Below are 26,958 nucleotides of genomic sequence, written 5' to 3' on the forward strand. Positions count from 1 at the left end.
CTCGGGGGTCGAGGCCACCTACATGGACCCGCAGCAGCGGCTCTTCCTGGAGGAGGCGTGGCACGCCCTCGAGGACGCCGGCTACGCGGGCGACCGGCCGGCGGAGCCGGGCTGCGGGGTGTACGTGGGGTGCTGCGCCGGCGACTACCACGCACTCGTGGGCGACGACGCGCCCGGGCACGCGCTCTGGGGGAACATGGCCTCGGTGGTGGCCTCGCGGATCTCCTATCACCTGGACCTGGAAGGGCCCGCCGTTTCCGTCGACACCTCGTGCTCCAGCTCGCTGGTGGCGCTGCACCTGGCCTGCGAGGCGCTGCGCCGGGGCGAGATCGGGATGGCGCTGGCCGGCGGGGTGTTCGTGCAGTCGACGCCGCGGCTCTACCTCTCCGCCGACCGCGCCGGGATGCTTTCGCCCACCGGCCGCTGCCGCGCCTTCGACGACGGCGCCGACGGCTTCGTGCCGGGCGAAGGGGTGGGCGTGGTGGTGCTCAAGCGCCTTGCCGACGCGCTGCGCGACGGCGACACGGTGCACGGCGTGATCCGCGGCTCGGGGATGAACCAGGACGGCACCACCAACGGGATCACGGCGCCCAGCGCGCGCTCGCAGACGCGCCTGCTGCGGCGCGTGTACGAGGGCCACGGCATCGATCCGGGCGGGATCCAGGTGGTGGAGGCGCACGGCACCGGCACGAAGCTCGGCGACCCGATCGAGCTGCGCGCGCTCGTCGACGCCTTTGGCGGCGCGGGGCCCGCCTCCTGCGCCCTCGGTTCGGTAAAGACCAACCTGGGGCACACCCAGTTCGCCGCGGGCATCGCCGGCGTGCTGAAGGTGCTGCTGGCGCTGCGCCACCGGCAGATCCCGCCGTCGCTGCACTTTGCGCGGGGCAACCGCAACCTGCGCCTGGAGGGCACGCCCTTCTTCGTCAACACCGGGCTGCGCGAGTGGGTGGCGGGGGACGACGGCACCCGCCGCGCCGCCGTCAGCTCGTTCGGGGCCAGCGGCACCAACGCCCACGTGGTCATCGAGGAGGCCCCGCCGCCGCCGCCTCGCGCCGCCTCGCGCGCGGAGTGCGTGCTGGGGCTGAGCGCCGCCAGCCAGGAGCAGCTGCGAGAGATGGCCGCCGACCTGCTGCGCCACTGCCGCGCGCACCCCGACCTGGACGTGCACGACCTCTGCTTTACGCTGCAAACGGGACGGCGCCGCTTTCCCACCCGGCTGGAGCTGCCCGTACGCGACCGCGACGACGCCGTCGCCGCGCTCGAGCGGTGGCTGGCCGGGGGAGAAACGCGCCCCTCCCTCGCGCCGGCCGAAGGGAACGCCGGCGACGCCGGCCGCCGCCGCATCCCGCTTCCCGGGTACCGGTTCCGGCGCGACCGGTTCTGGGTGGAGGGCGCCGCGCCCCTCGCGGCCCCCCTGGCCGCCCCCCCTCCGGCCGCGCCGCTCGCGGACCACCGGGTGCAGGGGCGCGAGGTCATGCCCGGCGTGGTGGCACTGGAGCGGGTGCGCGCGGCCACGCAGGCGGCCCGGTTCCAGGACGTCGCCTGGGTCGCGCCGATCCACGACGCGCGCGTCTCCGTCCAGGTGGAAGGCGGCGCCTTCCGCCTGGTGGGCGCCGACGGCACCGTGCACGTGACGGGCGTCGCGCACCGGGAGCCGTCCGCGGCGCCGGCGCCGGTGGACCTGGCCGCCCTGCGCCGCGCCTGCGGCCGCGGACTCCTCTCGTCGCGCGAGTGCTACGACGCGCTGCGCGCGATGGGGATCGAGCACGGCCCCTCGCTGCAGGCGATCGACGAGGTTCACCTGGGCGACGGCCAGGTGCTGGCCCGCCTTCGCCTTCCCCCGGCCGCCCCCCCATCGGCGTCCCCCTGGCACCCGGCCCTCGTCGACGGCGCCATCCAGGCGAGCGTCGGCCTGGCCTCGGACGCGGGGGGCACGGCCGTCCCCTTCGCCCTCGACGCCTTCGACGGGTGGAGGGCGTGCGGGGACCAGATGTGGGCGCACGTGCGCGACGCCGGCGGCACGCTCGACATCGACCTGGTGGACGACGGCGGCCGCGTGTGCGTGCGGATGCGGGGCTACACCTCGCGCGTGGTGCAGCCGCGGGCCGAGGCGATGCTCCTCGTCCCCGTGTGGGAGGTGGCCGCGCCGGGGCCGGCGCAGGCGGCGGAGGAGGAGGCCGAGGAATCCCTCCCGTGGACGGCGCCGCCCTCCGACGGCGATCTCCAGGGCCCGGTGCTCGCGCTCTTCCGCCACGTCCAGGCGCTCCTGCGCGACGAGGCGGACGCGCGCGCGCTCGCGCTGACCGTGCTCACGCGGGCCTCCGATCCCGGGCACGCCGCCGTCCACGGGCTGGCCGGCTCGCTGGCGCGGGAGTACCCGCAGTGGAAGGTGCGCCTGGTGGACGTGGAGGGCGACGGCGTCCCCGACCTGGCGGGGTTGCCCTTCGACCCCCTCGCCCGCCCGTGGGCGTGGCGTGGCGGCGAATGGCTTCGGCAGAAGCTGGTCCCGGTGCGAGCGGGGGAGAGGACCGGTGCTGCGCCGTACCGGCAGGGCGGCGTGTACGTGGTGATCGGCGGCGCCGGCGGCGTGGGATCGGTGTGGTCGGAGTGGGTGATCCGCCGCCACCAGGCGCGCGTGGTGTGGATCGGGCGGCGCCCGGCCGACGCGGCGATGGAGGCCCGGCTCGACACGCTGGGGACGCTCGGTCCGCGGCCGCTGTACATCCGCGCCGATGCCGCCGATCCCCAGGCGCTGCGCCGCGCGCGCGACGAGGTCCGCGCGCGCTGCGGCCGCGTCGACGGGGTGGTCCATTCGGCGATCGTGCTGCAGGACGGGAGCCTGGCGCGGATGCCGGAGGAGCGGTTCCGGGCGGCGCTGCGCGCCAAGGTGGACGTCAGCGTGGCCCTGGCCGAGGTCTTCCAGGACGACGACCTCGACTTCGTGCTCTTCTTCTCGTCCATCCAGTCGTTCTTCCGCGCGGCCGGCCAGGGCAACTACGCCGCCGGCTGCACCTTTCAGGATGCGTTCGCGCAACGGGCGGCGGCGCGGTTCCGCTGCCCCGTGAAGACGATGAACTGGGGGTGGTGGGGGCGCGTGGGCGTGGTGGCCTCGGAGCCGTACCAGGCGCGGATGGCCCGGGCCGGCCAGGCATCGATCGAGGGCGACGAAGCGATGGCCGCGCTGGAGGTGCTGCTGGCCGGGCCCTTCACCCAGCTCGCCTTCGTCAAGACCTCCGATCCGCGCACCCTGACGGGGTTCAGCGACGACGAGGCCGTCACCATCCTCCCCGACGCCCCGGCCGCCCCGGCCGCCCCCCCGCACGCGCCCGACCACGCGGAGCGGATCGCCGCGCTGCGCCGGCGCGTCGGCGCACAGACGGCGGAGATGGACCCGCTGCTCCTCCCCCTTCTGCGCGCCGGGCTGCGGGAGGTGGAGCGTACCCGCGTCCTTCCCGTGTACGCACGCTGGCTGGAGCAGACCGACCGGGTGCTGGCCGCCGCCGAGGCGCCCGCCGCCGATCCGGCGGCGCCCTGGGCGGCGTGGGGTGCGCGCAGGGCGGAATGGATGCGCGACGAGAGCAGGGCGCCGCACGCCACCCTGGTCGAGGCGACGCTGCGCGCGCTCCCGGAAATCCTCACCGGCGGGCGCCGCGCCACCGACGTGATCTTCCCCGGCTCGTCGCTGGCGCTGGTGGAGGGGATCTACCGCGGCAACCCCGCGGCCGACTTCTTCAACGAGGTGGTGGCCGAAACCGTCGCCGCGCACGTGGCTGCGGCCGAACGGCCGGTGCGCATCCTGGAGATCGGCGCCGGCACCGGCGGGACGAGCGCGGCCGTCTTCGCCAGGCTGCGCCCCCTGCGCGACCGTGTGGACACCTACTGCTACACCGACGTTTCGCGGGCATTCCTGCTGCACGCGCGCGAGCGGTACGACGCCCCGTACCTGGACACGCGCCTCTTCGACGTCGAGAAGCCGCCCGCAGACCAGGGGATCGAGCCGGGCTCGTTCGACGTGGTGGTGGCCACCAACGTCCTCCACGCCACCCGCTCCATCCGCGCGACGCTGCGCAACGCCAAGGCCGCGCTGCGCCGCAACGGCCTCCTGGTCCTCAACGAGCTGAGCGCCGACGTTCTCTTCAGCCACCTCACCTTCGGCCTGCTGGAGGGGTGGTGGCGGTACGACGACCCGGCGCTGCGGATCGCCGGCTCGCCCGCCGTGGCGCCGGAGACGTGGCGGAGCGTCCTGGCCGCCGAAGGGTTCCGCGACGTCGCCTTTCCCGTGGCCGCCGCGCACGACCTGGGGCAGCAGGTCATCGCGGCCACCAGCGACGGCACCGTCCGGCAGCCGCGGAGGGCCGCGCCCGCGCCCGGGGCCGACGACCGGGGGCTCCACGAGCGCGCCACGCGGTTCTTCACCACGATCGTCGCCGACACGCTGAAGATCGCCACCGCCGACATCGACCCGGCCGCGCCGCTGGAGCGCTACGGCATCGACTCGCTTCTCGTCGTGCAGCTCACCACCGCGCTGCGCGCGGTCATCGCGCCGGTCAGCAGCACCCTGCTCTTCGAGGTGCGCACGATCGACGCGCTGGCGGGGCACTTCATCGCCACGCGGCGCGGCGAGGTGGAACGGCTGGTCCAGGCCGCGCCGCCGCCGCCCGTTTCCCAGCCCCGCCCCGCCGGCGGCGGGGCGGTGGCGGCGGCGCGGCCGGAGGAACCCCGGACCTCCGCGCTGGACGTGGCGATCGTGGGGGTGGCGGGGCGGTATCCGGGTGCGGAAACGCTGGGCGAGTTCTGGGAGAACCTCAAGGCGGGAAGGGACTGCGTGACCGAGATCCCGCCCGACCGCTGGGACCACGCGCGCTGGTTCGACCCCGAGAAGGGGGCGGAGGGAAAGACGTACACCCGGTGGGGCGGCTTCCTGCGCGGCGCCGACGAGTTCGACCCGCTCTTCTTCCACGTTTCGCCGCGCGAGGCGGCGGCGCTCGATCCGCAGGAGCGGCTCTTTCTGCAGTGCGCGTACGAGGCGCTGGAGGACGGCGGCTACGCGGGCTCGCCCGCGTGCACGGAGGCCGGGGTGTTCGTGGGGGTGATGTACTCCGAGTACCAGTTGTGGGGGGTCGAGGAAACGCGCTCCGGCCGCCCGACCGTGCTCCCCGGCAGCCTGTCGTCCATCGCCAACCGGGTCTCGTACTTCCTGGACGCGGGGGGGCCCAGCCTGGCGGTGGACACCATGTGCGCGTCGTCGCTCACCGCCATCCACCTGGCCTGCGCGGCCCTGGGGCGGGGGGAATGCACGATGGCGATCGCCGGCGGCGTCAACCTGTCGCTACACCCCAACAAGTACCTGATGATCGGGCAGGGGCAGTTCGCCGCCAGCGACGGCCGCTGCCGCAGCTTCGGCGCGGGCGGCGACGGCTACGTGCCGGGAGAGGGGGTCGGGGCGGTGCTGCTCAAGCCGCTGGGCCGCGCCCTGGCCGACGGCGACTCCATCTACGGCGTGATCCGCGGCAGCGCCGTCAACCACGGCGGGCGCACGAACGGCTTCACCGTCCCCAACCCGCTGGCCCAGGGCGCGGCCATCGGGCGCGCGCTGCGGCAGGCCGGGGTCGACGCCTCCGCCGTCAGCTACGTGGAGGCCCACGGCACCGGCACCGCCCTGGGCGACCCGATCGAGATCCGCGCCCTGGCGAAGACGTTCCGCCGCGGCCGCTGCGCCATCGGCTCGGTGAAGTCGAACATCGGCCACTGCGAGGGCGCGGCGGGGATCGCCGGCCTCACCAAGGTCCTGCTGCAGATGAAGCACGGGCAGCTGGTGCCGTCGCTCCACTCGGCGGAGCTGAACCCGCGGCTGGAGCTGGACGGCACCCCGTTCGTCGTGCAGCAGGCGCTCGCCCCCTGGCCGGGTCCGCGCGTGGCCGGTGTCTCCGCCTTCGGTGCCGGGGGGGCGAACGCGCACCTGGTGGTCGAGGAGTTCCGGGGAGAGCGGCCGGAGCCGCCCGCCACCCCGGCGCCGTACGGGATCGTGCTTTCCGCGCGCGAAGCGCCGCAGCTGCGCGAGGTGGCCGCCCGCCTGGCGCGGGCCGTCGAGCGCGGCGACACCGGCGGCGACCTTGCCGCGGTCGCGTACACCCTGCAGGTGGGGCGGCCGGCGATGGAGCACCGCCTGGCGCTGGCCGTTGAAACGCCCGGCGAGCTGGGGGAAAAGCTGCGCCGGTGGCTGGCCGGCGAAGAGGGCATCGGCGGCCTTTGCCAGGGACGGGCGCGGCGGGGACGGGAGGCCGCGGCCGGTGAGGGCGAAGGGTCGGCGGGGGCCGTGCATCCGCCCCGGGGGCGCGGCGCCTGGGAGGCGCTCCTGGCGCGGTGGGTGGGCGGCGTGGACGTCGACTGGACACGCCTTTACCCCGGGGGCCATCCCCGGCGCGTGAGCCTGCCGACCTACCCGTTCGCCCGCGAGCGCCACTGGGCGCCGCGGGGCGGTCCCGCGGTGCCGGAACGCGAGCGGCCGCTCCACCCGCTGGTGCATCGCAACTCGTCCGACGTCGCGGAGCTCCGCTTCACTTCCCGCTTCCCGGGGACGGAGCCGCTGCTGGCGCACTTCGCGGGCGCCGCCTACCTGGAGATGGCCCGCGCCGCGGCCACCCTGGCGGCGGGGATCGACGAAGCCCGCCCGTGGGGCGTGCGCCTGGAGGACGTCGCCTGGACCGAGCCCCCCGCATCGGACGGTGCGCCGCTGACGCTGCACGTAGGGCTGCAATCGACGTCCGACGACGAGTTGCGCTACGAGGTGCGCGCGGACGGCGACGACCCGCGGGTCCACGCGCGGGGGCGCGTGCGGCTGGACGGGGTGGACGTGCCGTCCCCGCAGCCGCCCGCCCGCCTGGCCCGCGCCCTCGCGCGAACGCTCTCCGGCCCCGAGGTCTACCAGCGGCTCGGCACCGCGGACGATGGCGCGCACCGGCCCATCGCGTCGGTGGCGGTGGGCGAGCGGGCGCTCCTGGCCAGGCTGGCCCCGCCGGCCGCGGCCGGGGCCCACGGATACGTCCTGCACCCCGCCCTTCTCGGGGGCGCCCTGCAGGCGGCCGAGGCGTGGCGCGTCCTGGTCGAGGGGCGCGCCCCCGCCGCCGGCGGCGACGCGCCCCGCACCCTGGCCCGCCTGGAGCTGCTGGGCCCCTGCCCCGCCCAGCCCTGGGCGTACGTGCGCTCCTCCGACGACGCCGCGACGCTGGACGTGGACCTGCTCGACGACGACGGCCGCGTCTGCGTGCGCATGCGGGGCTTCGGCGCCACGCAGGGGGAAAGCCTCCCGTCGGGCCACCTGGTCCTCGTTCCGGTCGCGCGCGGCGAGGCGGACGAGCCCCGCGGGGGCACGCCTTCGCTGGAGTTGGACGGCGGCGACTCCGCCGCCGGCATCGCCCGCCGGCTCGCGTCGTCGGCGCCGGTCGAGCACCTGGTCTGGCGCGCCCCCGACCCGCCCCCCTTCGACCTTTCTCCCGAGGGCGCCCAGGCGCTCATCGACGCCAGCCGCCGCGCCGTCGTCGCCGCGTACCGCCTGGTGCGGGCGCTGCTGGCGGCCGGGTACGGCGAGCGGCCGCTCACCCTGTCGGCGCTCACGCACGACCACCCCGCGCACGGCGGCGTCGACGCGATCCTGGAGACGGCCGCGAAGGAGCACCCCCGGTGGCGCATCGCCGGGGCGCGCCGCGAGCTGCTCCCCGTTTCGTTCGCCACGAAGCCGCCGCCGCCCTTCCGCTCCGGGGGTGTCTACGTCGTGATCGGCGGCGCCGGCGCCATCGGCCGGGCCGTCACCGGGCAGCTCCTGCGCCGGTACGGCGCACGGGTGGTGTGGATCGGCCGCCGTCCCCTGGACGCCACCATCCGCGCCGCCATCGAGCGCCTGGCCGGGGAGGGACCCGCGCCGCTGTACCTGAGCGCCGACGCCGGAGACGAGCGCGCGCTGCGCCGCGCCCTGGCGGAGGTCACGCAGCGGCATCCGCGCATCCACGGCGTCATCCACGCGGCGATGGTGTTCTCGCAGCAGACGCTCGCCGAGCTGGACGAGGACGCGCTGTCGGCGTCGCTCGCGGCCAAGGCGGCGACGGCGGTGCGCATGGCCCAGGTGTTCGACGGGCAGCCGCTGGACTTCGTGGTCTTCTTCTCGTCGCTGGTCTCGTTCATCCGCAACCGCGGGCAGGGGCACTACGCCGCCGGGTGCGGCTTCACCGACGCCTTCGCCCGCCACCTGGCGCGTGCCTGGAGCTGCCCGGTCAAGTCCATGCACTGGGGCTACTGGGGCAACGATGCGATGGGGGTCGAGGAGATCGAGCAGCTCCGCGCCGTGGGGCTGGAGCTGATCGACCCCGAGGCGGGAATGGACGCGCTGGAAGACCTTCTCGCCGGCCCGCTCGACGCGCTCGGACTGGTGCGGACCCACCGCCCGGTGGCCATCGAAGGGGTGAGCGCGGCCGAAGCGGTGGTCGTCCATCCGCCGTACGCCGCGATGGCGCCACTGCCGCCGGCCGCCCCCCGCGCCGTGCCGGCGGAGGCCGTCGCGGCCGTCCGCGGCGGCGCGGCCGCGGCGTTCGACGGGATGATCGCCGAGATCCTGGCGTCGCAGCTCGCGCGGCTGCGCGGGACACGCACGATCCCGCTGTACGGGCGCTGGATGGAGCAGAGCGCGCGGATGCTGGAGGACGCCGGCGCACCGCGGCCGCTGGAGGCGCTGTGGGAAGCGTGGGCGGCGCGCAAGGAGGGGTGGGCGCCCGCGCAGGCCGGGGTGGCCGAGGCGGCGCTGCGGGCGCTCCCGGAGATCCTCACCGGACGGCGCCCCGCCACCGAGGTCCTTTTCCCCGATGCGTCGGTGGGGCTGGTGGAAGGGATCTACCGCGGCAACCCGGTCGCGGACTACTTCGGCGAGACCCTGGCCGGCACGCTGGCGGCGTACCTGGGCGCGCACGGCGCCGGTCCGGTGCGCGTCCTGGAGGTGGGCGCCGGGACCGGCGGCACCACCACGGCGGTGCTGCGAGCCCTGCAGCCGCACGGCGGCCGGATCGCCGAGTACTGCTACACCGACGTGTCCCGCGCCTTTCTGCTGCACGGCCGCGACACCTTCGGCGCCGCGCACCCGTTCCTCGCCGTGCGGCCGTTCGACGTCCGCCAGCCGCCGGAGCGGCAGGGGATCGACGCCGGCGCGTACGACGTCGTCATCGCCGCCAACGTGCTGCACGCCACCCCCGACATCCGCCGCACCCTGCGGAACGTGAAGGCCACCCTCAAGGCCGGCGGCCTGCTCCTGCTCGACGAGCTGAGCGCGCACACCCTGTTCAACCACGTCACCTTCGGCCTCCTGGAGGGGTGGTGGCTGGCGCAAGACACGGAGCTGCGCATTCCGGGGTGCCCGGGGCTGATGCCCGCGGCGTGGCGGCGGCTGCTGGAGGAAGAAGGGTTCCGCTTCGTCTGCTTCCCGGCCGAGGAGGCGCATGCGCTCGGCCAGCAGATCATCGCCGCGCGAAGCGACGGCGTGGTTCGCCGGCAGCGGCCGGCCCGCCCGCGGACGGACGCACCGCCCGCCGAAAGGAGAATGCCGTGACCGACTCCGCCAGCCTCGACCGCATCCAGCGGGTCCTCACGGAAGAGCTGTCGCAGGCGCTGCAGATCGACCCGTCCCGGATCGACCCGTGCGTGGCCTTCGCCGACTTCGGCCTGGACTCCATCCTCAGCGTCCGCTTCATCCGGGGGGTCAACCGCCGGCTGGACTCCGACCTGGAGGTGACCGTCGTCTTCGACCACCGCTCGGTCGAGGAGCTGGCCGCGCACCTGCTGGCGCGGCACGGGGCGCCGCCCGCCCCGGAGGGCGCGGCGCACCGCATCGTCCCGGCCCGGAAGGCGGCCCGGCCCAAGGCGGTCCCGCGCCCGCCGGAAGCGGGGTCCGGCGCCGCCGGCGGCGCGAAGGGCCCGATCGCCATCGTGGGGATGAGCGGGCGCTTCGCGCGGTCCGACGACCTGGACGCGCTCTGGGAGCACCTTGCCGCGGGGCGCGACCTGGTGGGGCCGGTGACGCGCTGGACCCTTCCCCCCGAAAGCCCCTGCCACGCCGGGAGCTTCCTGGACGACGTCGCGCGCTTCGATGCGCGGTTCTTCAACATCTCCGGCGTGGAGGCCGCGTACATGGATCCGCAGCAGCGGATCTTTCTGGAGGAGGCGTGGACGGCGCTGGAAGAGGCGGGATACGCCGGCGCCGGCGTGCAGGGGCTGCGGTGCGGCGTGTACGTGGGCTGCACGAGCGGCGACTATACGCGGCTGTTCGCGGGTGAGCCGCCGCACCAGGCCGCGTGGGGAAACGCCGCGTCGGTGATCCCCGCGCGCATCGCCTATCTCCTCGACCTCAAGGGGCCGGCCCTGGCGGTCGACACCGCCTGCTCGAGCTCGCTGGTGGCCGTGCACCTGGCCTGCCAGGCGCTCTGCAGCGGCGAGGTGGAGATGGCGCTGGCCGGCGGGGTGAGCGTGCAGTCCACCTCCGGGCTGTACGACATGGCGGGACGCGCCGGCATGCTCTCGCCCCGCGGCCGCTGCCACGCCTTCGACGCGCGCGCCGACGGCTTCGTTCCCGGCGAGGGGGCGGGCGTGGTGGTGCTCAAGCGCCTGGAGCAGGCCCTCGCCGACGGCGACCACGTCCACGGCGTCATCCGCGGCTCGGCCGTCAACCAGGACGGCGCCACCAACGGCATCACCGCGCCCAGCGCGCGGTCGCAGGAGCGGCTCCAGTCGCGGCTCTACGCGGAGCTCGGGATCGACCCGTCCACCCTGGGGATGGTGGAGGCGCACGGCACCGGCACCGAGCTGGGCGACCCCATCGAGTTCCAGGCCCTGAGCGACGCCTTCCGCCGGGCGACGGACCGCGCGGGCTTCTGCGCGCTGGGCTCCATCAAGACGAACCTGGGCCACACCACCACCGCCGCCGGCGTGGCCGGGCTGTTCCGCGTGCTGCTGGCCATGCGGCACCGGCAGATCCCGCCGTCGCTGCACTTCCGCGACGCCAACCCCGGGATCCGGCTCGACGGCAGCCCGTTCTACGTGAACACCGAGCTCGAGCCCTGGGAAACGGCTGGCGGTGGGCCGCGCCGCGCCGCGATCAGCTCGTTCGGGTTCAGCGGCACCAACGCGCACGCCGTCATCGAAGAGGCGCCGCACGCCCCCCGGCGGCACGCGGAGCATGCCGGCTGGCCGGTCGTGCTTTCGGCGATGGCGCCTGCGCAGCTGCGCAGGCAGGCCGAGAACCTCCTGTCCTGGTGCCGCCGGCAGCCGGCGCTGGACGTGGGCGACCTGAGCTTCACCCTGCTGCGCGGGCGCAGGCGGATGCCGGAGCGGCTGGCCTTCGTCGCCGGCACCCGGGCGGCGGTGATCGAGGGGCTGGAGGGGTGGCTGGCCGGACGGCCGGGCGACGAGCCCGACCTGGCGGCGTACGAAGCGCGGTTCGACGGCGGCGGGTTTACGCGCCTGTCGCTGCCGACGTATCCGTTCGCGCGCGAGCGCCACTGGTGCACCGGCGAGGCGAGCCCCCTCACCTTCGCCGAGGCCTGGCAGGCGGCGCCGGCGCCGGCGCCGGCGCCGGCGGCCGGGATCCGCACGCTCGCCTGCCTGGGGGCCGGCCCGGAGCGCCGCCGCGCCGTGGAGGCCGAGGTGGCGCGCCTCAGCCCCCGCACCCGGGTGGTCTTCGAGATGGACCCCGCGGCCGACGCCGTCTGCGTCTTCGGGGCGTCCGACTCCGCCGCGCTGCTCCCGCTGCTGCAGGGAACGACGGCGCGGATCGTGGTGGCCGGCGAGTTTCACGACCCGCTGGAGCGCTGCCACCTGGAATCGCTGATCGGCATCGAGCGCTCGCTTCCCGCCGGGCGGTTCGCCGTGGTGATGCGTGCGGCCGGCGAGGCGGGTCCGTGGATGGACGCGCTCTGGCCCGAGCTGGCCGCCGCCCGGCCGGAGAGCGTGCTGTACGAGAACGGGGAACGCCACGTCCTGCGCCTCGCACCCCTGGACGCCGCGGAGGGAACGCCCGTGCTGCGCGAGGGAGGGACGTACCTGGTCACCGGCGGCCACGGCGGCCTGGGATCGCTCGTGGCGCGGCACCTCCGTGAGAAGTACCGCGCGCGCCTGGTGCTCGTCGGGCGGTCCGCGCCCGGCGCGACGGAGGCGGACGTCCTTTCCCTGCGGGCCGACGTCACCGACCGGGCGCAGATGGAGAGCGCCTGGGAGCAGGCCCGCGCCCGGTTCGGACGCATCGACGGCGTGGTGCACGCCGCCGGGATCTCCGGAACGCAGCCGCTCGCCGCCAAGACGGCCGCGGAATGGCTGTCCGTGCTGGCGCCCAAGGTCGCCGGCTCGCGGGTGGTGTACGAGCTCGCCGCCCGCGCATCGTGCGACTTCGTCTGCTTCTTCGGTTCGGCCTCGGCGGTGCTGGGCGACTTCGGCGGGTGCGACTACGCCGTCGCCAACCGCTTCCAGTCGGCCCTGGCGCGGTACGGCGGGGGGGCCACGCGGGCGGTCGCCGTGCAGTGGCCGCTCTGGGACGAAGGCGGGCTGCGGTTCGAGAGCGACGAGGCGCGGCGGCTGTACCTCGGCAGCAGCGGACAGCGCGCCCTGGGAACGGCCGAAGGGCTGGCGCTCTTCGAGCGGCTGCTGGCCGGGCCCGAGGCGGCGCCGCTCGTCCTCACCCGCGAGCCGAGCCGCGCCCGCGCGCCGGAAGCGACGGTGGAGGACGAGGTGAAGCGGACGATCGGCGAGGTGCTGCGCACGCCGGTGGAGCAGATCGCCTCGTCCAGCAACCTCGCCGACCTGGGCTTCGACTCGCTCAGCCTGGTTGATCTCGCCCGCGCGCTCTCGCGCCGCTTTGGCGCGGAGCTGACGCCCTCGCTCTTCTTCTCGCATCCCACCGTCGCGAAGCTGGCACGGCACCTGGCGTCGCCGGCTCCCGGGCACGGCGAACGGGCCGCGCCGCCCCCCCGTCCCGAGGCCGCGCGCCCCGGCCGGGACGACGACGGCATCGCCATCATCGGCGTGAGCGGCCGCTTCCCCGGCGCGCGCAACGCCGACGAGCTGTGGTCGATCCTGCGCGACGGGGCGTCCGCCGTGCAGGGCCCGCCTCCGGGCCGCCGCGGCGGCTGGCGGGGGAGCCGGCACCGCTGCGGCTTCGTTCCCGGCGTGGACGAGTTCGAGCCGCTCTTCTTCGGGATCTCGCCGCGCGAGGCCGAAACGATGGACCCGCGCCAGCGCCTCCTGCTGCAGGAAGCGTGGAACGCGCTCGAGGACGCCGCGCTGGGCCCCGCACACCTGCGGAACGCCCGCCTGGGGATGTGGGTGGGTGCCGAGGAAGGCGACTACTGGCAGCTGGCGGGCGAACGGGGGAGCGTAACCGCCAACCACAACGGCATCCTGGCGGCGCGCCTGCCGTACCTGCTGGATTTCAAGGGCCCGGTGATGTCCGTCAACACCGCCTGCTCGTCGGGGCTGGTGGCGGCGCACCTGGCCTGCCAGAGCCTGCGCACCGGCGAATGCGACGTGGCCCTGGCCGCCGGCGTCAACCTGATGCTCACCCCTTCGGCGTACGCGTCGATGGAAAGGGCCGGCATGCTCTCGCCCGACGGCACCTGCCGCCCGTTCCACGAGGAGGCGGGCGGCATCGTCCCCGGCGAGGCGGTGGTGGTGCTGGTGCTCAAGCGGCTTTCGCGCGCCCGGGCCGACGGCGACCCCATCCACGCCGTCATCCGCGGAAGCGGCGTCAACTACGACGGCCGGACCAACGGGATCACGGCGCCGAGCGGCGCCGCGCAGACTGCGCTGGTGCGATCGGTCTACGAGCAGTACGCCATCGACCCGGAACGGATCGGCTGCGTGGTCACCCACGGCACCGGCACGCGCCTGGGCGACCCGGTGGAGGTCGACGCGCTCGCCGACGCCTTCCGCGCCTTCACCCCGCGCCAGGGCTTCTGCGCCCTCACCTCCACCAAGGGCAACTTCGGCCACACGCTGGCCGCGTCGGGGCTGGTGAGCCTGGTGGCCCTGGTGCGGTCGCTGCGCGAGGGAGTGATCCCGCGCAGCCTGCACGGCGACCGCGCCAACCCGTTCATCCAGTGGGAGGGAAGCCCCTTCTTCGTCAACCAGGAGACGCGCCCCTGGCCCGGCGGCGCGCCCCGCCAGGGCGCCGTCAGCGCGTTCGGCATCAGCGGCACCAACGCCCACCTGGTGGTGGAAGCGTGGGCGGGCGAGGACGACGAGGGAGAGGAGCGGGGGCCCTTCACGCTGCCGCTGTCGGCCAGGACGGAGCCGGCGCTGCGGCGGCGCGCGGGCGACCTGGCGGCGTTCCTGGAACGCGGCGGCGCCTCGCTCGCCGCGGTCAGCCGCACGTTGTGGACGGGCCGCCACCCCTTCGAGGAGCGCCGCGCCTTCGCCGCGCACGACCGCGGCCAGGCGATCCGGGCGCTGCGCGAGTTCGCCGAGACCGGTTCCGGGGGCCACGCGGACGACGCCGCCGCACCCGGGCCGCGCGGCTCCCGTGCCCACCTTCCTCCCTACCCCTTTGCGCGCGAGACGTACTGGATCGACGAGCCGCATCCGGTGCTGCGCCCCCACCCGGACGGCGACGGGCTCCACGCCCGCCTCACCGGGGACGAGTTCTTTCTCCGCGACCACCGCTTCCGAGGAGAACGCGTCCTTCCGGCCGCGGCCTGCCTGGAGCTGGCGTGCGCCGCCGTCGCCGACGCCCACCCCGGCGAGGCGGCGCGCGTGACGCTGAGCGACGTGGTATGGCCGCGGCCGCTGGTGGTGGGTGACACCCCGCGCGAGGTGCGCGTGTCGGTGACCCCCCAGGCCGACGGCGCGTACCGCTTCGAAGTGTACGGCGAGGGCGACGGCGTCTACAGCCGCGGCGCCGCCTCGTGCGCCGCCGCGACCGAAGGCGCCGGCGGGGCGCCCTCCGTGGACCTCGACGCCGTGCGCGCGGGGTGCACGGGCCGCCCCCCCGGCGTGGCCGACTGCTACGCCCACTACGAGCGGCGGCTCCTGCAGTTCGGACCGTCCATGCGCGCCATCACCGGCCTCCGCGCCGGCCCCGGCGTGGTGGTGGCCGCGCTGCGGATACCGGACGACACCCCGGCGCACGGTTTCGTCCTGCATCCCTCCCTTCTCGACGGCGCGCTGCAGGCCTCGCTGGGCCTGTGGTGGACGGCCGGGGAAGAGCCCACGGGCCGCGCGGCCCTTCCCTTCTCGCTCGAGTCGCTGGAGGTGTTCGCGCCCTGCGCCGCGTCGATGTGGGCGGTGGTGCGCGCCCGCGACTCCGGGCCGCAGCACATCGACGTAGACCTGTGTGACGAGCGCGGCGGGGTCGCGGTGCGCCTGCGGGGGCTGGCGTGCCGCGTCTTCGAGCGCGACGACGCGCCGGCCGGCGGCGAGGCGAAGACGCTGCTCCTGCAGCCGGTGTGGCGGCGGCGCGAGGCCCTGCCGTCGGTGCCGCCCCCGTACGACCGCCGCCTCGTGGTTCCCGCCGCGGGAGGGTTCCAGGAGCACGTGGGGCAGCTGTACGACACCCTGCGCGAGCTGCTGTCGGCGCGGACGGCCGAGCGGGTGCTTCTGCAGGTGGTGCATCCCGCCTCCGCGTTCGGCAACGCCGCGCTCGCCGGGCTGCTGAGGAGCGCCGCGCGGGAGAACCCGCGACTGCTCTGGCAGTGTGTCGCCGTCGACGACCTGGAGGCGGCGGGGCTGGACGCGGCGCTGGAGGGCTGCGCCGCCGACCCGCGGGACCCGGTCGTCCGCTACCGCGACGGGGCGCGCTGGGTGGCCGGGTGGAAGGAGGTTCCCCCCGGCACCGCGGCGGTGCTGCCCTGGCGGGCCGACGGCGTGTACCTGGTCACCGGCGGCGGGGGCGGGCTGGGCCGGATCTTCGCCGCGGAGATCGGGCGCCGCGCGCCGGGCGCCGTGGTCGTTTCCTGCGGCCGCTCGGCGGAGGGCCCCGGCCGCTACCGGCAGGCCGACGTCACCGACCGGGCCGCGGTCGAGAAGCTGGTCGCCGGGATCCTGGCGGAGCACGGCCGCCTGAACGGCGTCCTGCACGCGGCGGGCGTCGTCCGCGACGGCCTGCTGCCGCGCAAGACGGCGCAATCCATTCGCGAGGTGCTGGAGCCCAAGGTCGCCGGTCTCGTGCACCTGGACGAGGCCACGGCAGGCCTCTCCCTGGACTTCCTGGTCTGCTTCGCGTCCGGCGCGGGGGCGCTCGGCAACGCTGGCCAAACCGACTACGCGGCCGCCAACGCCTTCCTCGACGCCTACGCCGAGCACCGCAACGGCCTCGTTGCCGCGGGGGCGCGGCACGGCCGCACCCTCTCCGTCGACTGGCCGATGTGGCGCGAGGGAGGGATGCGCGTCGACGCGGCGATCGAGGCGCGCATCCGCGAAACCACCGGTCTGGTGCCGTTGGCCACGGAGGCGGGTCTCGACGCGTTCTACCGCGCCTGGGGGTGCGGCGCGGGGCAGGTGCTCGTCCTGTCGGGCGACGAAGCGGCCATCCGCCGGCTGGTGGAGCCGCGCGCCGTGGCGTTCGCGCCGCCCGAACCGCTCCCGCCGCCAACCCGGGACGACTTCCACGACCGGGCGGTGACCTGGTTCAAGGAGCAGATCTCGGGGGCGATCAAGCTTCCCGCGGCCAGGATCGACGCCGACGCGCCGATGGAACGGTACGGCATCGACTCGCTGCTCATCCTCGACCTGACGATCGGCCTGGAAAAGCGGTTCGGCCCGCTTTCCAAGACGCTCTTCTTCGAGCACCAGACGCTGCGCGCGCTCACGGACCACTTCATCCTTGCCCACCGCGCACGCCTGGAGGAGCTGCTCGGCGGCGGAACCGCGGCGGCCGGGACGTCCCCCGTCCGGACCCCGGCCGCGAGCCCCGCCGCGAACCTGGCCGGGAGCGCCGCCGCGAACGCGGTCGAGAGCACCGCCCCGGGGGCCGGCGAACCGGCGGAGGGCCGCGGCGGCGACGTCGCCATCATCGGCGTGGCGGGGCGGTACCCGCAGGCCGAGGACCTGCAGGCCTTCTGGAGCAACCTGGCGGAGGGGAGGGACTGCGTCACCCGCATTCCCGCGGAGCGCTGGGGCGCGGCCGAGGGATGGGGAGGCTTTCTCGCCGACGTCGACTGCTTCGATCCGCGCTTCTTCCGAATCTCGCCGCGCGAGGCGGAGCTGCTGGACCCGCAGGAGCGGATCTTCCTGGAATGCGCGTGGGCGACCATGGAGGACGCCGGCTACACGCGCGGCGCCCTGGCGCGCCGGACGGGCGTGTTCGTGGGCGTGATGTACGAGGAGTACCAGCTGTACGGCGCCGAGGAATCGCTGCGCGGCCGGCCGCTGGCGCTGTCGGGAAGCCCGTCGTCCATCGCCAACCGCGTGTCGTACGTCCTGGACCTCGACGGGCCCAGCATGGCGGTGGACACGATGTGCTCCTCGTCGCTGACCGCCATCCACCTGGCGTGCGCCAGCCTCAGGCGCGGCGAGTGCGCCATGGCCTTCGCCGGCGGCGTCAACGTCTCCGTCCACCCCAACAAGTACCGCCTCCTGGGCCAGGGAAAGTTCATCTCCGGCAACGGCCGGTGCGAGAGCTTCGGCCAGGGCGGCGACGGCTACGTCCCCGCCGAAGGGGTGGGCGCCGTCCTGCTCAAGCCGCTGCGCAGGGCGGAGGCCGACGGCGACCGCATCCTGGGGGTGATCCGGGGGACGGCCGTGAACCACGGTGGCAAGACCAACGGGTACACCGTCCCCAATCCGGCCGCGCAGACCGCCGTCGTGGCCCGGGCGCTGGAGGAGGCCCGGGTCCCGGCGCGCGCGGTGAGCTACGTCGAGGCGCACGGCACCGGGACGTCGCTGGGCGATCCCGTCGAGGTGGCGGCGCTGGACCGGGTGTTCCGCGCGGACGGCGGCGAGGCGCGGTTCTGCGCCCTCGGGTCCGTGAAGTCGAACATCGGCCACTGCGAGAGCGCCGCGGGGATCGCCGGCGTGACCAAGGTACTCCTCCAGCTGCAGCATCGGCAGCTCGTGCCGTCGCTGCATTCGAGGACGCTCAACCCGTACATCGACTTCGCGGAGAGCGCCTTCGTCGTACAGCAGAAGCTGGAGGCGTGGCCGCGCCCGGCGGAGCATCCCTGCATCGCCGGCGTGTCGTCGTTCGGTGCCGGCGGCGCCAACGCGCACGTCGTCATCGCCGAGTACGAGCCGGCCGGCGTGGCGGCGCCGCCCGCCGCGGACGGGCCGTTCCGCATCGTCCTGTCGGCGCGCACCCCCGAGCGTCTGCGGGTGCAGGCCGCGCGGCTGCGCGACGCCCTGCCGCGCTTCACCGACGCCGACCTCGCCTCCATCGCCTACACCCTCGAGGTGGGGCGCGAGCTCATGGAGGAGCGCCTGGCCTTCGCCGCCGGCTCCCTGGCCGAGGCCGGGGAGAAGCTGGCGGCGTTCCTGGCCGGCGTGCCGGCCGGCGAAGACGTGCCGGCGCGCCCGTGGGGCCCCGTGAAGCCGCGCAAGGTGGCGCTGCCCACCTATCCCTTCGCGCGGGAGCGCTACTGGTTCGGCGATCCGCCGCCGCCGCCGGAGCCGGCCGATTCGGGGATGCCGCTGATGACCTTCGCCGAGTCGTGGGAAGAAGCGCCGCTGCCGGCCGCCAGCGCCGGGGCGGGAACGCTCGTCTGCCTCCTCGCCGACCCCGCGCGGCGCCGCGAGCTGGCGGCGCTCGTCCCGGGCGCGCGGCTCGTGTTCGTGGCGCCCGGCCACGCCTGCGGCGAAGACGGCCTCCACGGCTACACCGTCGACGCGGCGGCCGCCGGGAGCTGGCGCGAGCTCTTCCGCCGTCTCGACGAGCGTTACGGACGCGCCGACGCGGTCTGCCATCTCTGGCAGCTCGACGGCACCATCGCGGCGGCCGACACCCCCACGCTCCTTCCGCTCCTGCAGGGCTTCGCCGCCGCCGCGGAGCGCCCGCGGCGCCTGGTGCTGGCCGGCGCCTTCGCCGACCCTGTGGAGCGCTGCCACCTGGAGTCGTGGATCGGGATCGAACGCTCCCTTGCGCTCGCCCTCCCCGACACCCCCGTCGCCGTGGTGCTCACCGCGCTCGGCCCCTCGCACTCCGCGCTGGACTCCCTCCGCCGCGAGCTGTCGTCCGACGCCCGCGCCGTCCTCTACGACGAAGCCGGCCGGCGCCACCTTTCCCGGGTCGCGCCGGCCGCGCTCGGCGATGCGCGGCCGGTGCTGCGCGAGGGCGGCGTGTACCTGGTCACCGGCGGGCTGGGCGCGCTGGGAGCGGCGGTCGCGGGCCACCTCGCGCGGAGGTACCGGGCGCGGCTGGTCGTCGTCGGACGCTCGGCGCCGAACGCCGCCAGGGTGCGGGAGCTGGGTCCCGACGTCCTCGCGCTCCAGGCCGACGTCGCCGACCTCGTGCAGATGCGGGAGGTCTGGCGGCAGGCCCGGGCGCGCTTCGGCCGCGTGGACGGCATCGTACACGCCGCCGGCGTGGCGGGCGCGCCGTCGCTGCGGGACGCGCGATGGACCTCCGTGCTTGCGCCGAAGGTGGCGGGCACGCAGGTGCTCGACGCCATGGCCGCCGGCGAGCCGCTGGACTTCATCTGCTACTTCTCGTCGTCCTCCGCCGTCCTGGGCGACCTGGGCGGCTGCGAATACGCGATCGGCAACCGGTTCCAGGCCGCCTTCGCGCGGCACGCGCCTCCCGGCGTCCGGCGCGTGGCCATCCAGTGGCCGCTCTGGCGCGAGGGCGGCATGGGGCCGGACGACGTCGACAGCCAGCGGATGTACCTGCGCAGCAGCGGCCAGCGCGCGCTGGAAACCGCCGAGGGCCTCGCGCACTTCGAAGCGCTCCTGGGCCAGCGCGACGCGAGCTTCCTGGTGCTGGCCGGCGATCCCGCGCGCGTGCACCGGTTCCTGGGGGCCGGCGCCGGGCGGGCGCGTCCCGCCGCGCCGGCGGGCGCGTTGGCCGGGGGAATCGAGGCGGGCCTGCAGGAGCAGGCCGCGGCGATCCTCAAGCTGCGCCCGGACGAGCTCGATCCCGGCGTCAACCTGGCCGACTTCGGCTTCGACTCCGTAAGCATGGTCGAGTACGCCGGCGCACTCTCCGCCCGATTCGGGGTGGAGGTCACCCCCACGCTCCTCTTCGCCCACCCCACCATCGGCAGGCTCACCGCGCACCTGGCGTCCATCGCTCCTGCCGGGGGGGGCGAAGCGGCCGCGGACGCGATTCCTCCGCTCGCCGGGGACGCGCTCCCCCCCGCCCCGGCGGGGCTCCCGGTCGACGAGCGCCGCGCGGGCGGCACGGCCCCGCTCCCGCGCCCCGCCGGCGATACGGCGCCCGGCGCGGCCGGCGAGCCCATCGCCATCATCGGCGTGAGCGGCCGCTTCCCCATGGCCGACGGCCTCGACCAGTTCTGGCAAAACCTGGTCGAGGGGAGGGACTGCATCACCGACGTCCCGCCCGAGCGGTGGGACTGGCGCGCCCACGCCGGCCAGACGCGCGTGCACGCCGGCGGCTTCATCGACGGCATCGACGAGTTCGACCCGCTCTTCTTCGGCATCTCGCCCCGCGAGGCGCGGCTGATGGACCCGCAGCAGCGGCTGCTGATGACCTTCGCATGGAAGGCCATCGAGGACGCGGGCTACTCCCCGGCCAGCCTGGCCGGGAGCAACACGGCCATCTTCGTGGGCACCGCCGCCACGGGGTACGCCACGCTGATCGAGCGCGCCGGCGTGCCCATCGACGGCTACACGTCCACGGGGGCGGTCGCCTCGGTGGGGCCCAACCGGATGAGCCACTTCCTCGACGTCCATGGCCCCAGCGAGCCCATCGAAACCGCCTGCTCCAGCTCGCTGGTCGCGGTGCGGCGGGGGGCGCTGGCGCTGGCGCGCGGCGAATGCGACCTGGCCATCGTGGGCGCGGTCAACACCATCCTGCTCCCCGAAGGCTACGTCAGCTTCGACCGGGCGGGGATGCTCAGTCCCGACGGACGGTGCAAGACCTTCTCGAGCCGCGCCGACGGCTACGGCCGCGGCGAAGGCGTGGGAATGCTGGTGCTCAAGCGCCTTTCCGACGCCGAGCGCGACGGCGACTCCATCCGCGCCCTGGTGCGCGGCTCGGCCCAGAACCACGGCGGCCGCGCCAACTCGCTGACCGCGCCCAACCCCGGCGCGCAGGCCGCCATGCTGAGGGCCGCCTATGCCGAGGCGGGGGTCGATCCCCGCACCGTCGGCTACGTCGAAGCGCACGGCACCGGCACGCCCCTGGGCGACCCGATCGAGGTGGAAGCCCTCAAGGCGGCCTTCGAGCCCCACGGCGCGGCACCGCACTGCGGCCTGGGATCGGTCAAGAGCAACATCGGCCACCTGGAGCTGGCCGCCGGCATGGCCGGCCTGATCAAGGTGCTGCTGCAGATGCGGCACCGGACGCTGGCCCCCACGCTGCACTGCGACGAGGTCAATCCCTACATCGACCTGGCGGGCAGCGCCTTTCACCTCGTCCGCCAGGCGCAGCCCTGGGCCGCGCCGCGCGACGCCCACGGAAACGAGCTGCCGCGCCGGGCGGGCGTCAGCTCGTTCGGCTTCGGCGGCGTGAACGCGCACGTCGTGCTGGAGGAGTACCTGCCGCCGCCCTCGCCCGGCCGCGGCCGGCGCGCTCCCGCGGGACCCGCGATGGTGGTCCTCTCCGCCCGGTCGGAGCCGCAGCTGCGCGAGGCCGCCCGCCAGCTCCGCGGCGCGCTGGCCGGCTTCACCGACGACGACCTGGGCGACATCGCCTACACGCTGCAGGTGGGGCGGCAGGCGATGGAGGAGCGGCTGGCGATCGCCGCGGACTCGCTGGCCTCGCTCGCCGCCACGCTCGACGCCTTCCTGGACGGGCGGGACGACGCCGCCGGCCTCTTCCGCGGCAGCGTGAAGCGCCACCAGGAGATCACCCGCCTGTTCGGCGAGGACGACCTCGCGGCGACGCTCGACCGCTGGGTGGCGGAAGGGCGGACGGCCAGGGTGCTGGCGCTCTGGGCGGGCGGCGGCGCCGTCGGCTGGGAGCGCCTCCGCGGCGGTGCGCGGGGACGGCGGGTGCCGCTGCCCGGCCATCCCTTCGCGCGCGAGCGCTACTGGGTGCCCCTGGGCCAGGCCGACGCCATCCGGCCGCGCAACACCTCCGACTTCGACGGCGTGCGATTCAGCACCACGCTGCGCGGCGACGAGGCGTTCCTGCGCGACCACGTGGTCGATGGCGCGCGCGTGCTCCCGGGGGTGGCGTACCTGGAGATGGCGCGCGCCGCCGTGGCCGAGGCCGCGGGTGGCGCCGCCGGGCGCGTGCGGCTGCGCGACGTGGCCTGGATCCGGCCGCTGGTGGTGCGGGACGGGCCGGTCGAGGTGCACCTTCGCCTGCGGCGGCGCGAGGGCGGGATGGACTTCGAGGTTTCGGCCGACGGGGTGGAGTACTGCCGCGGGGCCGCCTTCCTCGCCGCCGACGTGGAGGACGACGCGACGGCGCTGGACCTGGCGGAGGAGCGCGCGCGCCGCGGCCACGAGCGGACGGGGGCCCAGTGCTACGACGCCCTCCGCGCCGCGGGACTCGACTACGGTCCCAGCCTGCGCGCCATCGAAACGCTCCATTGCGGCGAGGGCCGGGTGCTGGCGCGCCTGCGCGGGGCGTCGGCCGTGGCCCTGCTCGACGGCGCGCTGCAGGCCACGGTGGGGCTGGAGGGCGACGCGGGGGCGGTGCCGTTCGCGCTGGGGTCCATCGAGTTCGCGGCCCCCTGCACCGACGCCATGTGGGCCACGGTCGACGCCAACCTGGACATCGACCTGTACGACGACCGGGGGCGCTCGTGCGTGCGCATCCGCGGAGTGGTGTTCCGGCCGATGCGCGTCGAGGCGGCGCCGGACGCCGCCGCCGAGGCCGTCGACGACGCCGGCGCTCCGCTGCTGTTCGCGCGCGAGTGGCGCCCCGCGGCGGTTCGTCCCGGCGCCCTGCGGCTGTCTCCGGCGGGCAACGACGCCGCCGGGCGGTTCACCTCCGCCGCCGCGCAGCTGCTGGAGGTCCTTCACCGCGAAACGAGCGGCGACCTGCAGGTGGTCGTGGACGACCCGCTGCTCGCGGGGCTGGACGGGATGCTGCGCAGCGCGCGGCAGGAGCATCCCACCCTGCGGCCGGAGCTGGTCCTGCTGCGTGACGGCCAGGCGTTCGCCCCGGGGTGGACGGAGTTCCCGCCGCCAGCGCCCGCCGGTCCGGTCTGGAGGCCGGGCGCCGTCGTCCTCGTCGCCGGAGCCGGCGCGCTCGGCCGCCTGCTCGCCGACGACGTCGCGCGGCGCGCCCCCGGGTCGGTGGTGGTGCTGGCCGCACGGTCTCGGCACGAGCGGGTCGATCTCACCGACGCGGCCGAGGTGCGCGCCCTCGTGGACCGGGTGGTCGCGCGGCACGGCCGCATCGACGTCGTGGTGCACGCCGCGGCGGTGGTGCGCGACGGTCCCATCGCCCGCAAGACCGCCGACGAGCTCCGCGAGGTGCTGGCCCCCAAGGTGGCCGGCCTGGTGAACCTGGACGAGGCCACCCGCCACCTTCCGCTCGACGCCTTCCTTTGCTTCTCGTCGAGCGCCGGCGCCCTGGGCAACGCCGGACAGGCCGACTACGCGGCCGCGAACGCCTTCATGGACGCCTACGCCGAACACCGCAATGCCCTCGTCGCGCGGGGGCTGCGCCACGGCCGGACGCTGTCGGTGGCCTGGCCGCTCTGGCGCGACGGAGGCCTGCGCCCCGATGCCGCCGCGGAAGCCCGACTGCGGGCACGCACCGGGCTCGCGCCGATGTCCACGGTGGCGGGGCTCGCGGCCCTGGACGCCGCCTGGAGCAGCGGCAAGGGCGCGGTGCTCGTCCTTTCCGGCGATGCCGGCCGGTTGCGAGCGTCGCTTGCGCCGGCGCCGGAACGGCCGCACGGCGAGGGCCCCGGGACGGGCCGCGTCGCCGGCATCCTCGCCGCCGTGCTCGACCTTCCCGTGAGCGACCTGGACCCCGACGAGCCGCTCAAGCGCTACGGCTTCGATTCCATCGCCCTGATGCAGTTCGTCAACCGCATGCAGGCGGAGGTGAGTCCCGACGTCAGCGTGGCCGCGATGGCCGCGTGCGAGACGCTGCGGGAGATCCTGGACCGGGTGCCGCGCGCCGCACCGCCCTCGCGCGTGCACATGCGGCCGCACTTTCCCGAGCTGATCCGGATGAACACCGCCACCGTCGGCCGGCCCGTCTTCTGGATCCACCACGGGCACGGCGGCGTCGAGGCGTACCAGCCGGTCGCCGAGGCGTCGGCGCGGCCGTTCTACGGGATCCAGCCGCGAGGGTGGATGACGGACGGCGCCATCCTGGTGGGGCAGAAGGCGATGGCCGCGCACTACGTCTCGGTAATCCGCGCCGTTCAGCCCGAGGGGCCGTACGACCTCGGCGGGTTCTCGCTGGGGGGGCTGCTGGCCTACGAGGTGACGCGGCAGCTGCAGGAGACGGGGGAGGAGGTGGCCACGATGGTGATGATCGATTCGCTCGACAGCCGCGCGACCGGCCGCGCCAACGAGCTGCTGCGGGCCGGGGCCCCGCGGCACGGCCCGGTCTCCAAGGGAAGCCTGTTCCGCGCGGTCAACCTCCTCCTGGGCGGCGGGAACTTCTCGGCGCGCGAGATCGCCGCGCGCATCCTGCACCGGAACGACGTGGACCCGCGCCTGGACGAGGACGCCTTTCTCGACCACCTGATCGCGCTGGCCCGGAGCCGGGGGATGGACCGGCCGAGCGCGCAGCTGCGCGCGCGCACCGTGCAGCTGGCGCACTACTTCTGCGCCATCGAGGAGGAGCGGTTCGCGGTGCTGCCGCTTCCCGACGCGGCGGCGGTGACCTGCTACTACGTCCGCAACCGCAGCGGCATCTTCTTCGGGCCGCACGAGGGGCACATGATCCTGGTGCCGCCGGCGCCGGGCGCCGTCGAGTCGGTGGACCACCTGGATTACTGGCGCGAGTGGGAAGAAAACCTGCCGGGCCTGCACGTCCTGGACGTCGACACCGCCGACCATTCCGAGCTGCTGACGGCCGACGCTTCGCTCGACGTGATCCGCGCGCTCTGCCGTGCCGTGTACGGGGAAGGCGGCGTGGACGACCCGGCGTCGCTGGTCGCCGAGTTGGGTGGCGCCGGGGCGTTCGCGTGAGCGTGTCCGCGCGCAACGTGGAGGTGGTCCTCCGGTCGCGCCCGGAGGGAGCACCGCGCGAGGAAAACTTCGAGGTGATCGAGGCGCCGCTGCCGGCGGTGGGGCCGGGACAGATGCTGCGCCGCACCATCTGGCTTTCGGTCGATCCGTACATGCGCGGCCGGATGAGCGCCGTGAAGTCGTACGCGCCGCCGGTGCCGCTGGGCGAGCCGATGGTGGGCGCCACCGTCAGCCAGGTCGTGCACTCCGCCGATCCCCGCTTCGCCGCCGGCGACTTCGTGCTGGGCGACGATGGGTGGCAGAGCTACGCCGTCGGCGACGGCGCCGGGCTCCGCAAGCTGGACCCGTGGCGGGCGCCGATCTCCTGGTCGCTCGGCGTGTTCGGCATGCCCGGCCTCACCGCCTATGTCGCGCTGCTCGACCTCGGCTCCCCGGCGAGCGGCGAGACCGTCGTGGTTTCCGCGGCCGCGGGGGCCGTCGGCTCCGTGGCCGGGCAGATCGCCAAGCTGAAGGGCTGCCGTGTGGTCGGCACGGCCGGGTCGGACGAGAAGTGCGCCCACGTCACGCGCGACCTCGGCTTCGACGCGTGCATCAACTACCGGAGCGCCGACCTCGGCGCCGCCCTCAACGCCGCCTGCCCCGACGGCATCGACGTCTACGTCGACCAGGTGGGAGGCGCGGTGCTGGCGGCCGTCCTGCAGCGCATCAACGTGCATGCGCGGATTTCCCTGGTCGGCCAGATGTCGCACGCCGGCGACGTCCGTCCCGCGCCCGGGCCCGGCCTCCTGCCCCTCGTCGTCAACCGGGCCACCCTTCGGGGCATGCTCGTCTCCGACCACGCCCACCGCCTCCCCGACTTCCTTCGCGACATGACCCGGTGGGTGCGGGAAGGGGCCATCCACTACCGCGAAGACATCGTCGTCGGCCTCGCCAACGCACCCCGCGCCCTTCTCGGCCTGTTCGCGGGGGAGAATGTAGGGAAACGCATCGTGCAGGTGTCGGCGGACCCGACGCGCAGGTAAGACCGGGGCGAGCTCGAGAGCGCCGCAGCCCCGCCTTCAGTTGACCAGCTTGAGTCTCACACGGAGGTCATGGAGGACACGGAGAAGCTCCTCAGTGATCTCCGTGTGATACTATTTCCCGGAGTTCGGTGTGCACTCAGGGACAAAAGAGTTCACGCAGAGACCTGCAGATGATGGCCCGCGTGTATGCCAACGCGCAACGCAGTTCAGAGCGCATGGGCGTCGAATTCAGCTATCGGCTCGTCCGGTGGGCGCATCTGCTGGAACGCTCGACCGTAGAGAGGCTATCCGCATGAGCACGCCTCGCGTCTCACACGGGAGCGCTCCATGGATGTCCGACGCGAAGTCGCCCGCGGCACTTCGGAAGGCGGAACTGCACAGGGGGGTCCCGAAACAAAACGTCACAAGTTATGGAACTGTGTCGAATTGGAAGCAGCAAAAAAGAACGCGCCGCACAGGCGTAAGCCCGTGCGGCGCGTTGAGTATGTCAGTAGCAGGGGGGGGGGCTCGAACCCCCGACCTTACGATTATGAGCAGTTGAAGGGGTGAAAAAACTGGCGCTCATCAGCGCCTATCAGCGACAGAAACCCGCATCAGCGCTGAAAATCCCCCAAACAGGCCCGTGGCAGCGCTGACCAGCGCTGAGGAGCGCCAACCAGCGCCAGTGACTACTTCTGTCACTGGTTTTTTTCGT

Annotated in this window: 3 protein-coding genes (1 of these 3 cut by a window edge); all 3 read left to right on the plus strand. The window is 74.9% G+C overall.

All coding sequences use genetic code 11. From position 1 onward, the window contains the following. Tightly spaced (each overlapping or abutting the next), the 3 genes in view from VF632_RS09680 to VF632_RS09690 form a layout consistent with a single transcriptional unit that may run on beyond the window. On the plus strand, positions 1 to 9,589 hold the 3' portion of the coding sequence (locus tag VF632_RS09680) for an SDR family NAD(P)-dependent oxidoreductase (RefSeq protein WP_331022674.1). Its footprint begins 3,791 nt before the window's first position; only the last 9,589 of its 13,380 coding nucleotides appear in the window; the start codon falls outside the window, past its left edge; the stop codon is at positions 9,587 to 9,589. Beyond that, positions 9,586 to 25,242, plus strand: a complete 15,657-nt coding sequence (locus VF632_RS09685; RefSeq protein ID WP_331022675.1) for an SDR family NAD(P)-dependent oxidoreductase — start codon at positions 9,586 to 9,588, stop codon at positions 25,240 to 25,242. The genes VF632_RS09680 and VF632_RS09685 overlap by 4 nt, the downstream gene beginning before the upstream one ends. Further along, positions 25,239 to 26,264, plus strand: coding sequence for an NADP-dependent oxidoreductase (locus VF632_RS09690; RefSeq protein ID WP_331022676.1), 1,026 nt, complete (start codon positions 25,239 to 25,241; stop codon positions 26,262 to 26,264). Before VF632_RS09685 ends, VF632_RS09690 begins: the two co-directional genes overlap by 4 nt. Positions 26,265 to 26,958: the final 694 nt, after the last annotated feature.

It is taken from the genome of Longimicrobium sp. (assembly GCF_036388275.1).
Lineage (GTDB): Bacteria > Gemmatimonadota > Gemmatimonadetes > Longimicrobiales > Longimicrobiaceae > Longimicrobium.